Consider the following 12,087-nt stretch of genomic DNA (forward strand, 5'->3'; position numbering starts at 1 on the left):
GGAAAGGAGAGTCGTTTGAGATCAATCGCCATCGTACTGACCGCAGCCTTATTGGCACTCGCCGTCGGTTCCGTTTTCGCAGGGGACAAACCGGGGGGAATCAACGACAAACTGATTGAGGGATACAAACAACAAGCCGCATCCATGCCGGGCTTGAAAACCCAGATTAACGCCGTTACCAACAACTCGATCAAGTCGTTGGCGCTAGACCGCGATAAAGTAATCGAACACGACCGCATCATAGCTTTCAAGCTCAAGTCCAACGGCATCACCAATCAGCAAGCCTCGGGTCGCTGCTGGATGTTCGCCGGACTTAACGTTATTACCCCTCCGATCCTCGATAAGCTCGACATCGAATCGTTCGAGCTTTCACAACCGTACCTCTCGTTCTACGATAAGCTCGAAAAGGCCAACTATTACCTTGAAGAGATTATCCGCCTGCGTGACCGGTCTTTGGATGATCGCGAGTTATCTCTCGATTTGGAGTATGCCTTTGGCGACGGTGGCTGGTTTCCAAATTTCTCAGGATTAATAAAGAAGTACGGGATCGTACCGCTTTCAGCCATGCCGGAAACGAAACAATCCTCCTCCACCGGAAGACTAAACGCCCTGACTACCTCTCTTCTGCGCGGTTTCGCTTCGGAACTTCGCCGGATGAACACCGAAGGTAAAAACGAGAAGCAACTCCGCTCCCGCAAAGAAGAAATGCTGGCTGATGTTTATAAGATGCTCGTTCTCAATTATGGTCAACCACCGGAGGAATTCGTTTTCCGCTACAAACAACCGGACCCCAAAAAGGATGATAAAAACGGAGAAGACGCTGAGGATACCGATTCCGTGACAGTCGAGGAGAGCAACGATACCGAAGCTGAAGGAGACGAAGAGACCACAGAGGACAAAGACGACAAAAAGGATGAGGATAAGAAGGATGTATACATCTCTGAAACTCATACCCCGCAGTCGTTCTACGACAAATATGTCGCGGAATCCATAAAAGACTATATTCTGATCTCCAACTGTCCCACCCAGGACTATGAACGGCTGTTTCTGCTTGAAGGAAGCCGTAATATCTGGGACGACAGTGACGTTACGGTTTTAAACATGCCGATCGAAAAACTCATGGATTACACCCATAAATCTCTTCTGGACAGCCAGGCAGTTTGGTTCGCCTGCGATGTCGACAAAGATAATTACGGCGACAGCGGCATTTTCAGAGCCGGCATCTATAACTATAACGATGTTTTTGATCTGGATTTCTCGCTGACTAAAGCCGAAATGATCGACTTCTGGGACATCTCCCCCAACCACGCCATGACCTTCATGGGCTTCGACACCTCCGACACCGAACAACCCACCAAATGGCTTGTCGAAAACAGTTGGGGCGCCAAAGCCGGACAAGGAGGCAATTGGTATATGTACAACGACTGGTTCAAGGAGTACGTCTTGATAGTCGTCATCGACAAGGCCCTCCTTTCCGATGAGGACCGCGCCCTGCTGGATCAGAAACCGATCCGGATCAAACCTTGGGAACCATTCTTTTTGTCCGCAAGAAATCTGGACTAGAGAGCCATATTAGCTATGACCGAAGATTTACTGAAACAACTTGAAGATATTTATGCCCCCGATCAGCGTTCGACTCGGGCCGACCAGTTAGAGGTTGTCTCTCATGATGAATCCACCCTCGCTCCCGTAAAGCCGTTGGTGGTAGTCTGGCCGAGCAATCCCGAACAGATTCAACGTACGATCCTCCTTTGCCGGGAATATAAAATCCCGGTCACCACCCGTGGAGCCGGATCTGCCCTGGAGGGTTCTACGATCCCCTCCGAAGGTGGCCTTGTGCTTGATGTCAGTCGCATGACAGAGATCGAGCAACTATGGCCTGACGATTTACAAGTCGCTGTACAACCGGGCATTATCTACGATGACTTAAACCGTATGTTGAAGAACGACGCCTTATTCTTCCCCCCTGCTCCAGGTGGTTCAGGCGATGTTGCCACGATCGGCGGCATGATCTCCACTAATGCTTCCGGTATTTACTCGGTCAAATACGGCGGTACTCGTGACTACATCCTGAAACTCAAAGTAGTCACCGGCGCCGGTGATATCATGGATATTGGTAGCCGGGCGATCAAACGATCCTCCGGCTATAATCTAGTTGACCTGATCTGCGGCTCGGAAGGAACCCTGGGGGTTGTCTGTTCGGCTACTCTGCGCCTGGCCGGCCTCCCGGAGGGCCGCCTTCAGACTGCATTCAGCTTCGAAAATGATGTCGCAGCCGCCAGAGCGGTTTCGGAAATGTGTCGGTACGGACTTGATTTAGCAGCCGTCGAGTTCTTAGACAGAGCACTTGTTCAAGCCCTCAACGCATTAAAAGATTATAACTTAGAAGAAAAACCTTGTCTGTTCCTTGAATTCCACGGGCCCGACGCCACGCTCACCGCGAACAACGAACTTGCAGCCGAGGTCTGCGCCGAACAGGGTGGTCAGCCGCTCACTCTTGGAGAGAGGCAGAATCCGTGGGAAATCAGACACTACGCGACCGATGCCATCAAACATCGGCGTCCGGGCTACTCGATCGTGCGTAACGATGTTGCCTTCCCTATCTCCTGTTTACCGGAAATGGTCGAATTCTGCCACCATTTAGGGGAGGAAGCAGGTCTGTTAATCCATACTTTTGGTCATGTCGGAATGGGACTCCTGCATGCGTTGATCCTGGCCAGATCCGACAACAACGAGGAATGGAAAAAAGCTCACGAGTTGAGCGACAGAATCATCCGACGTACGGTTGAACTGGACGGCACTGTTTCGGGAGAACACGGCATAGGCCTTGGGCACAAAAACCTGTTCGGTCTTGAACACGGCGAGTCGGTTAAGCTCATGCGCCGGATTAAGGCTCAGTTTGACCCCGATAATATCCTTAATCCCGGTAAAATTTTCGATATGTAGCCCATAACCGGACTTACCTCCTGAGCGTCCTTATATTGATATGGAGTAATAAGATGGCCTCTGCCTTGACGGGTTACGTTTTGATGGCTATATTATCCAATTAGACTGGAACGTAATTTCGACCGGAGAAATATAAGCCATTATGAAACTTGCTTTAGCCGTCACCTTGTTATTGCTCCTGGCAACATCGGTCCTGGCCGGTCCGGAGTTTGAGATAGCGAATAAAATTTTCGATTTCGGGACGGTATCACAGAATTCGCATGTTGTGCACTACTTTTGGTTCAAGTCGACCGGAGACGATACGGTGAAGATTGAGCGAATTGTAACCGGCTGTCATTGTACTCTGGCGGATTACGATCATGATGTCCTCCCCCCCGGTGATTCCATGCTGGTTGGAATTTCATGGGATCTTGATCGTCGTATCGGCTTTACAAGTCAGTACCCCCGCGTTTACCATAACGCTCCCCATAGTCCGACATCAATGACCATTAAAGCCCTTGCGGTACAAGCCGCTGACACGGCCCGACCGGTATCGGCTAAACCCTATAAAGCAGAATTATCCGTGGCAGAACCCATTGTAGTCGATTCGGTCATGATAAAACTACACAATTACCTCGACCATCTCCTGACAGTAACACAGATTTCCAGGGATGTCGCCTGGTGTTATGTAGATCTGCCGGATACCATCCCTGCCAATGGCGATGCCTGGATCAAGGTCAAGGTCAAGCCGGAGTATGCCGAAGAGGATTTTGTGGCCTCGGTAACATTCTCCATGGCGAAGGTGAAATCTAGCTCGGACAAGGATAAACCGACCATTATGACCATTCCGATACGGAGAAAGCATTATAACTAATTGGATAACAGGAATACCCACATATTACCGAAGGGATATTTTCATCCTATGAAACAGCTTGTTACTGCTATGGCCCTGACCCTCGTCCTGCTTCTGCTCGTGGGCCAGGTGCAGGCAGGTCCGTTGCTGACAGTTCCTGAGAAGTCGTTCGATTTCGGATATGTCCCCCAGAACGCCAAGATTTCTCATACATTCTGGTTGCACTCTTCCGGAGACGACACGCTTAAAATTGTCAGCGTTAAACCTGGCTGAGGCTGCACCCAAGCGCCTCTTGAAAAAGATGTGCTTGCTGTCGGTGACAGCACTCGGTTAGAAATTATCTTTAGTACCAAGACCTATCGGACCAGGGTGACCAAGCGCCCGCGCATCACCACCAACGAAGGTCAGGAAGCCAGCTTCGTAGAGATCACGGCCCAGGTTACGCCGCGTCCGGATTCGACGTATCCGATAATCATCGGTCCGTACAAGCTGGACCTCTCGCAATATACCGACAAGGTGATAAGCGAGAAGGAGTTCGAACTGCACAATATCTCCGACCAGGAGTTGCAGATTAAACTCATCGACTGGGCTCATGAGTATTTCAAAGTCGATATGCCCGAATCGATTAAACCGGATCAGACAGTGCGCGGCAAGATCGTTCTCAAAGACGCCGCCCTGGAGGAGAACTTCACCAAATCTCTGACTTTCGAAGTCAACGATCAGAAGAACACCCGGTATACGATTCCTGTAAAACGTACGGTGCGTAACGTCAATGTACCGGATAATAACGCCAGTACGAGTTCGCACCAATAAAGCATCTTGTTAGCAGTAACGCAGAAGAGGCCGCCCGATCAGGCGGCCTCTTTTTTTATTCCGATATTTGGCGTGCCCGTTCAATAACCCTGGACGTCAATTGTTCCTTCGCTGATCCATTGCTCCCATTCATCGCTATGTACCTCGGTAGTTACATTGGAATGAACGAGCTTGTAGTCTCCATCGCCGTAGGGATCTTCGAAAATGAAATAATGTCCTTGCTCGATATCGTAGTAATACCAGATCTGATAAGGATCAGCTACCTGGGGAGCCTGGACATCGACCAGATCATCATACTGGCCATAAATCATGTAAATTCTCCCCCGGCTCGACAACCAGCCGTCATCCATCTCCGGATTGGTTGAGAAGTACTGATTGCAGTATAAATAGCGCTCGGCCATCTGCTCTCGCATCGGCATTTCATCCGGTCCCTGACCACGTTCCCGTTCGGTCCAGAATTGGTCCATAAAATTCCGTTTGCCTACCCAGGAAAGATTGTTCAAAGTTCTTTTCTGATCCGGTGTCAACAGATAATTAGCCGATCTAATCCGTTCCTCGGGCAGCAGACGATCATAAGCACCGAAGCTTGGCTCCTCATTGTAAGCGGCCAGGAGTTTCTCGGGCGACACGATACGGAATGGTGAAACAGTGGTATCAGCCCGGTTGTTATCCATATCGAGTACACTCAAGCGAAGCCAGTACAGGGCATCGGGCCAGTCGGAGATATCAATCGGTTCGGTGATAACCAGAGAAGCACCCGGCTTAGCACCGGACCGCCCTCCCAACTCACGGTAAACCTCACGATCCTCGTCCAGAACGGTTAACTGCAGCAAATAACGACCGGAATCCGCTTCAGGGACGGTCAAACCGTAAACTTCAGCGTAGACATAAGCAGTAGTATCGTCCGTACCGTAAATCGACTTCGGATTGGGTATCACTTCATAACCATTCTTAATCAGGCGCGGATTGAGATTCGAGGTGGAATCCCCAACGTAATGAATACTGTAAGCCCATTGCGGTCCCCCGATAGTCACCGTGGTCTTCGGCGGGGGGACATAGATATAGTCAATCAGGTAGTCGCCTTTACGTCGGCTGACGGCGTCAATCACGGTTACTCTGGCGGAGTAGGTCCCCGGTGGAAGCAGCATGTTGATCTTATTGAACAGACGAATTCCTTCTATCTTCGCCTCTTCCGTGCTGTTCACGCGAACCGAGAAGTAAGTATACGCGGAATCTATTGCCTGCCCCATGGGATTGGCGATTCTAACCAGTGCCAGAACCCTTGATTCCAGTTGGTCCTTATCCTCTTCCGTGTGGAAAAACTCCAACTCGTGCCGCTTGATCGAGAAAGGGAACTCAACCAACACCACCGAATCCAGATTGGGATTGGGATAGGCTGTAGCTCCCGCATAAACAGTCATCTTGTTGGGATCATCTTCAGCCATAACCGCCATCGTAGTCATCACGCCGATCACGACAGCCAACCAAATGTATCGCATAAACTGCATCTTAATTTTGCTACTCCTAAAAATCCGGTTCCTGATTCAACCCGTCATAGGGATAAACGAGCCGGTAGTCACCGTCTCCGTTTCGATCGACAAATGTGAACTTCAGATATTGATTTCCTCGATAATAGTGCCATTCCTGATAAGGCATTCGGGACGGCATAAGCGGATAGTCATCGACCTGGTCCGGTTCTCCGTGTTTTACGTAAATGATTCCACGGTCGGTGGCCCAGCCCGGTTGCCCCATAAAGGCGAAATTACGGTTGGCTACCTGGATGCGTCGGAAGAACTCCAGTTTAATCTCATTTTCAGCCGTCCCCGGAGTCGGATCTCGCCCTTTCCAGAACTTGTCCATCAAACGAGCACGCTCTTCGTATGTACTCGCCTTTTCCAGTGAGTCCAACTCATGTGGTTCGGATATGAGTTCCAACAGACGCACGGCTTCTTTTATATCGTTACGCAGAAGACTCGCGAGCGACCAAACGACGTAGAAACTATGTTCCTCACTGTCAAGCTCACGATTCTTCTTCGTTGTATCCCTCAGACGGATTTCTACCGCGTATTCACCGGGGGTTAAATCGGCGATGGAAACTTCGCGCACCTGGCGCAGAAACGACTCGTCTACTTTCTCCGTGGCTGAGTCACGATACAACAACGCTCCATAACGGCGCCTGATAGCCGTCTCTACCAGTACTTCCTTGTGCTCTTCCTTTTCACCGGCGTACACCTCGAAGTAGAACAACACTCGGCTGTTTCCTTCATCACCGAATTCTCTGGTAAGAGATGGAATAATCGTAAATCGCCCCTTATCGAACGGCAACGGATTCTCCCCCGCCTGGCCGATAGCGGTAATCAATTCAATATCTGAAATTCTGGGGCGATTTAGTTTATACTCCCGGAGATTGACCTTCATCTCCTGCTTATGCGAGACATCCGCAATTTGGTCATGCAGGATCAGGTCTATTTCGTACTTGCCCTTCGGTAGGATGAAATTTACCTGGTTGGTGCGAAAATCCGATCCGGAACGAGTTCGTCTTTTGTTTTCAGCCGTTAGCTGCTTCTCTTCGGTAAATTCCTGAACCTGACGACCGTCATCGTCCTTAACCCGAATAGTTATATCGAACTCAGCTCGGTACTGACCGGCATACTCCTCCCAGGACAGAAGGTAGTTATAGTATTGGTAGTATACCTCGAGACGCAGCGTGTCAGGATGTCCGGCCATGAAACTACAGTAATCCATGAGCAAGCCCACTCTGGACGGCGCTTCAAGGCGATCGAACGAATCGACCTGTGCGTTGCCGGTCGTGATGAAAAAGCAACCGACCAACAAAGCGATAAGGATTATTTGTGACTTAATGAACCGCATGCTGTAATTTATAACCTGTTGCTACTTCAAACGTTTCAACTTAGGGGAATGTTTAGAGGAGGGCAAGAAAAAAGGGCCCTCAGGCCCTTTGTATCATTCGTAGCGAAGGGCTTCGATGGGATCCAGTCGAGCCGCCTTAAAGGCCGGATACACTCCTGATACCAAACCGACCGAGACTGATACCACAAAGCCGGTTACGATCCAGAAAAGCGACACCGAGATCGGGAAACCGGCCCAGGCGTTAATGCTCAGTCCCAGGATAATACCAAACAGTATCCCGATTACTCCACCGGCGCCGGACAACGTCATGGCCTCGGTCAAAAATTGCAACAGGATGTTGGAGCGCTTGGCTCCGATAGCTTTACGGACACCGATCTCGCGAGTACGCTCGGTTACCGATACCAGCATGATGTTCATTACCCCGATACCACCCACCATCAGACCGACCGAAGTAATCACAATCATGGCTATGTAAATGTACTTCGTTATGTTCTCAATCTGCTCTTTGAAAGTATCCTGCGTTGAAAGAGCGAAGTTGTTGTCCTTGTTGAAAGGTACGCTTCGATAGATTCGCAGTGCGCTGATGATCTGCTCTTTAGCTTCCTCAATCTGTTCTCGCGAAGCGGCCTTAACCGTCAGCGTCAGGGCTTCATCCCAGGGGTGAATTTTTTCGAAGGTACTGAGCGGTATGATCATCACATTGTTCTGGCTGTCTTCATCGAAATTCGACTCGACATGTTCCAGGACACCGATTACCTGGAACGGATTGCTGTTGATACGAACCTCTTTACCTACGGGAGCTTCATCTTCGAAGAGGTTCTGCGCCACTTTGTCACCCAACACGACCACTGATGCCCGGAATTCAATATCAACTTCAGAGATAAAGCGACCGGATTGTATTGACCTGTCCAAAACCCGCTGATAATCGGGCCAGGTTCCCAGATAGCGGGTGTTGGAAACCTTCTGGTTCTTGTATTTGATTACATTGCCGCCCGAAGCCCAGTAGTGGTTCTGAGGGGCGACACCGTCCACCGCGGGACAGGCTTCTTTTATCATTTTCGCTTCACCGGCCGTGAGAAAAGGTCGGTTGCGCTCTTCTTCGGTAAGATCATCCCAGTCGGTCCCCGGTGCGAAGCGATCGATGTAAATAATCGTAGTCGAGCCCATCGACTCGATCTCTTCTTCCATAGCGCCGTTCAATCCGTCAATGATCGAAGCAAGCCCGATAACCGATGCGACTCCGATCATAACACCCAGGATAGTTAATCCCGAGCGCAATTTGTTCATCCGCAGAGAGTCGAGCGCCATCTCGATTGCATCTTTTATCTCGGTTGGAGTCAGCAGCATATTCTTATACTCACTCGTAACTCAGAGCTTTGATAGGATCCAGCTTGGCCGCTCGCCAGGCCGGATAGATACCGAAAACCAGACCGATGCCGGTCGATATCACCAGTCCAAGCGTAATGGCTAGCCCCGACGGCGAAATGTCCATATCGATCATACTCACCAGGGACCGCGCTGCGAGGAAGCCGGCGACAATACCGACAATACCTCCCGACAAAGTCGTTACTAATGCCTCGAAAAGAAACTGCAGCAGAATGTGTCGACGTCTGGCGCCGATTGCTTTTCGGATACCTATCTCTCGAGTTCGCTCAGTAACTGAAACCATCATGATATTCATTACCACGATACCGCCGACCACTACCGATATGGATGAAATCCCTATGAGGCCGAAACGAAATATCTTCGTGAAAGCGTTCAGCGTCTCCAGAATGTTGTCGGCGGTATATATCTCGAAATCATCCGGTTTGTCGTAAGGGACATGGCGAATTGATCGCAAGACCTGACGAACCTGATCCATGGCATCGGGCAATGCCTCGACCGATACCGCTTTCACCGCGAACCGTAACCGCCAGTCGGGATTTCCGAACTGCTTGACATGAGCACTGAACGGAATAACTACGAAGTTGTCCTGGCTTTCTCCGAATAACGTCCCCTGTCGTTCGGCTACTCCGATAACCGTATATTTAACTCCATCGATACGGATATCTTTGCCGATCGGATCGTTGGGGCCGAACAGCTTCTCACGGATCAGGTCGCCGATGAACACTACCTGGCGACGATAAAGGTCATCCTCGGCAGAATGAAAACGACCTTGCGCCACTTCCATATCGACAATCTCGATCATTTCATGCGAAGCACCGGCAATCGCAACATCACGTACTCGCTCGCTGCCTCTACGAACTTCGGCCGATGAACTGGTGCGGGTCGACATCTTATCGCACAGTTCACAGCCGTCCCTGATTTCATCCGCCATATCAATAGTGAACGGCTTGCGTTTGATCATCTCGAGCCATTGTTCATGGGAAGTAATAACCCCACCGACACGAGTCACGATGAAGGTCGAGGGACCGAGCGAGGCCAGATCCTCTTCGATAGCCCCCATCATCCCCTCCAATGCCGAGATAATCGTCATCACCGAGGTAAATCCAACGACTACTCCGAGAAACGTCAATCCGGAACGCAGCTTATTGGCCCAGATGGCTTCGAAGGCTATTTTGAGAATCGAAATACCTATCATGGTAACTTACGCACTGACTCGGTGCGCTCCGTTGCGGATATCACTGTCAATTTCACCGTCGAGAATCGAGAGAACACGATGGGCATGATCGGCGATATCCCGCTCGTGCGTTACGAGAATTATGGTATTCCCCTGATTATGCAGGTCATTGAACAGCTTCATTATTTCCAAAGACGTCTTCGAATCAAGATTGCCGGTCGGTTCATCGGCAAGCAACAGCGAAGGTTTATTGACCAGGGCGCGAGCAACGGCAACACGCTGACGTTGTCCGCCCGAAAGCTCGTTCGGTTTATGCAGCATGCGGTCCCTCAGCTCCACCATCGCAAGAGCTTCCTCCGCCAGGCGCTGACGATCCCCCGCATTCGTGCCGTTGTAAATCAGGGGTAACTCGACATTATGTAAAGCGGTCGCTCGGGGCAGCAGGTTAAAAGTCTGAAAAACGAATCCTATCTCACGGTTTCGAATCGCCGCCAGGTCATCGTCGTTCATAGCGCTGACCGGTTTTCCGTTGAGAATGTATTCACCGGAAGTCGGAGTATCCAGACAGCCGATCAGATTCATCAGGGTCGATTTGCCCGAGCCGGACGGTCCCATGATCGCTACATATTCGCCCTTCTCGATGGTAATGGACACCCCCTTCAGGGCATGCACTTCCTCATTACCCATCTGGTAAGTTTTCCAAAGATCCCGGGTTTCGATCAGTGCCATCAGTCCTTGCCTTCCTCACCGGCACTAACTTCACCGACACGTGTTACCTTGACCTCATCGCCGTCCTTAATCGTTCTTAAAATCCGATAAGGACCGGTGACAACCGTATCAGACTCCGTCAGACCGTGCAGAATTTGAATGCGTCGTTTGTCTGCAATACCGGTTTCTATTGGAACGAATTTAGCCTGATTGTTGCACACCACGAAAACACCCTTGACTTCCTTACGCGTTTCATCACCCTTGCCGTGGTTCGTGGAATCATCCTGCGTTTCGATCTCAGCAGCATGTACGGCGTTGTCGGAAGTCTCCTTACTGAGGGGATCCTGCTCGTGAGCCTTCTGCAAAGAATCCATATCGTAATTGCGCATTACAACGGCGCTGTATGACACGGCCAGTACATTCTCTCCCGTAGCTGTCGTTATATCCACAGTAGCCGACATCCCGGGACGCAGCTTGACAACCGGATCGGTGAACACTACTCGGACAAGAAAATTGGTCGACTGGCTCTCCGTGCCGGAGTTCGACTGAATAGCCGTGTTGCCTATTTCGACTACCGTGCCGGCGAACACCGTATCGGGGAAAGCATCCACCTCAATATCAACCGGTTGATTCAACTCAACCTTGTTGATCTCGGTCTCGTCCACATCGACTTCCACCTCATAGATGTCGAGATCGGCAATCGTCATAAGTGTTTTGCCGGTCGTGTATCCTGTTTGAGCCGGGGCAATTTCTCCCACTTCACAATCGAGATAGGTAACCACACCGCTCATCGGCGCCACGATCTTAGCCTTGCTGAGATTATCGAGCTCCTGATCGAGACGAGCCCCGTACTGCTTCGCCTGAGCAAGACTCGCATCATAAGAGGACTTGGCGTTTTGATAAGCATACATCGCCGAATTATGCTCATTCTCAGAAGCAAGACCGGATGCAAAAAGACGCTTCATTCGCTCGAAATCTTCCGAGGCCTGATCCAGACTGGACTTATAACCCTCCAGACGAGCGTTGATCTCGCTCAGCATATAGCGGGCCTGATCGACATCGGCGCGCAACTGAACCGTGTCGAGAATCAACAACGGATCATTCAACATTACCCGGTCGCCTTCACGAACGAACAGGGCCCTTATCTCACCGGTCACCTCGGCCGTGATATCAACCTTGGTAGCCGGCTGGACGCGCCCTGAGGCCGACACGATCTCCGTCAAATCGCGGCGTTGCACGGTATCCGCTTGAACATCAACACCGGAACTGCGAGACAGACCGAGATTCAACCCGACCAACGTCGCGACAACAACCACCGCGAGCACGATAATTAGTAGTTTCTTCTTGGACATACTCT

The 12,087-nt window shown here is 50.6% G+C and carries 11 protein-coding genes; 5 read left to right on the forward strand and 6 right to left on the reverse strand.

Annotated features, from left to right (window positions below; all coding sequences use genetic code 11):
- The first annotated feature begins 15 nt into the window (after positions 1-15).
- From PLF13_06960 to PLF13_06980, 5 genes are all read left to right on the forward strand, one after another.
- Positions 16-1,563 carry a C1 family peptidase gene (locus PLF13_06960; protein ID HOP07014.1) on the forward strand — a complete coding sequence of 516 codons (1,548 nt, stop codon included), beginning with the start codon at positions 16-18 and terminating at the stop codon, positions 1,561-1,563.
- A gap of 15 nt (positions 1,564-1,578) precedes the next feature.
- Complete coding sequence (locus PLF13_06965; protein ID HOP07015.1) at positions 1,579-2,946, forward strand: FAD-binding oxidoreductase; 1,368 nt, start codon at positions 1,579-1,581, stop codon at positions 2,944-2,946.
- A 142-nt stretch (positions 2,947-3,088) separates the two neighbouring features.
- Positions 3,089-3,799 (forward strand): DUF1573 domain-containing protein, encoded by a 711-nt coding sequence (locus PLF13_06970; GenBank protein ID HOP07016.1) that lies wholly within the window; start codon positions 3,089-3,091, stop codon positions 3,797-3,799.
- 48 nt (positions 3,800-3,847) lie between these two features.
- Positions 3,848-4,051, forward strand: coding sequence for a hypothetical protein (locus PLF13_06975; GenBank protein HOP07017.1), 204 nt, complete (start codon positions 3,848-3,850; stop codon positions 4,049-4,051).
- A 96-nt stretch (positions 4,052-4,147) separates the two neighbouring features.
- Complete coding sequence (locus tag PLF13_06980; GenBank protein ID HOP07018.1) at positions 4,148-4,591, forward strand: hypothetical protein; 444 nt, start codon at positions 4,148-4,150, stop codon at positions 4,589-4,591.
- Positions 4,592-4,671: 80 nt separating this feature from the next.
- Here the strand turns inward: PLF13_06980 and PLF13_06985 are convergent, their stop codons facing one another.
- The 6 genes from PLF13_06985 to PLF13_07010 form a co-directional block, all read right to left on the reverse strand.
- Positions 4,672-6,090 (reverse strand): GWxTD domain-containing protein, encoded by a 1,419-nt coding sequence (locus PLF13_06985; GenBank protein ID HOP07019.1) that lies wholly within the window; start codon positions 6,088-6,090, stop codon positions 4,672-4,674.
- Between the two features lie 25 nt (positions 6,091-6,115).
- On the reverse strand, positions 6,116-7,462 hold the full coding sequence (locus PLF13_06990) for a GWxTD domain-containing protein (GenBank protein ID HOP07020.1): 1,347 nt from the start codon (positions 7,460-7,462) through the stop codon (positions 6,116-6,118).
- Between the two features lie 93 nt (positions 7,463-7,555).
- On the reverse strand, positions 7,556-8,809 hold the full coding sequence (locus PLF13_06995) for an ABC transporter permease (protein HOP07021.1): 1,254 nt from the start codon (positions 8,807-8,809) through the stop codon (positions 7,556-7,558).
- Positions 8,810-8,819: 10 nt separating this feature from the next.
- Positions 8,820-10,043, reverse strand: a complete 1,224-nt coding sequence (locus tag PLF13_07000; GenBank protein ID HOP07022.1) for an ABC transporter permease — start codon at positions 10,041-10,043, stop codon at positions 8,820-8,822.
- Positions 10,044-10,049: 6 nt separating this feature from the next.
- Complete coding sequence (locus tag PLF13_07005; protein HOP07023.1) at positions 10,050-10,751, reverse strand: ABC transporter ATP-binding protein; 702 nt, start codon at positions 10,749-10,751, stop codon at positions 10,050-10,052.
- Entirely contained in the window at positions 10,751-12,082 is a 1,332-nt protein-coding gene (locus tag PLF13_07010) for an efflux RND transporter periplasmic adaptor subunit (protein ID HOP07024.1), read from the reverse strand. The genes PLF13_07005 and PLF13_07010 overlap by 1 nt, the downstream gene beginning before the upstream one ends.
- Positions 12,083-12,087 lie beyond the last annotated feature (5 nt).

Source organism: Candidatus Zixiibacteriota bacterium (genome assembly GCA_035380245.1).
Taxonomy (GTDB): Bacteria; Zixibacteria; MSB-5A5; order GN15; family FEB-12; genus DAOSXA01.

Excerpts from the sequence above, each read along its gene's own strand:
- PLF13_06965 (HOP07015.1), top strand. The coding sequence starts at position 1,579 with ATGACCGAAGATTTACTGAAACAACTTGAAGATATTTATGCCCCCGAT.
- PLF13_06970 (HOP07016.1), top strand. The coding sequence starts at position 3,089 with ATGAAACTTGCTTTAGCCGTCACCTTGTTATTGCTCCTGGCAACATCG.
- PLF13_06975 (HOP07017.1), top strand. The coding sequence starts at position 3,848 with ATGAAACAGCTTGTTACTGCTATGGCCCTGACCCTCGTCCTGCTTCTG.
- PLF13_06985 (HOP07019.1), bottom strand. The coding sequence starts at position 6,090 with ATGCGATACATTTGGTTGGCTGTCGTGATCGGCGTGATGACTACGATG.
- PLF13_06990 (HOP07020.1), bottom strand. The coding sequence starts at position 7,462 with ATGCGGTTCATTAAGTCACAAATAATCCTTATCGCTTTGTTGGTCGGT.
- PLF13_06995 (HOP07021.1), bottom strand. The coding sequence starts at position 8,809 with ATGCTGCTGACTCCAACCGAGATAAAAGATGCAATCGAGATGGCGCTC.
- PLF13_07000 (HOP07022.1), bottom strand. The coding sequence starts at position 10,043 with ATGATAGGTATTTCGATTCTCAAAATAGCCTTCGAAGCCATCTGGGCC.
- PLF13_07005 (HOP07023.1), bottom strand. The coding sequence starts at position 10,751 with ATGGCACTGATCGAAACCCGGGATCTTTGGAAAACTTACCAGATGGGT.
- PLF13_07010 (HOP07024.1), bottom strand. The coding sequence starts at position 12,082 with ATGTCCAAGAAGAAACTACTAATTATCGTGCTCGCGGTGGTTGTTGTC.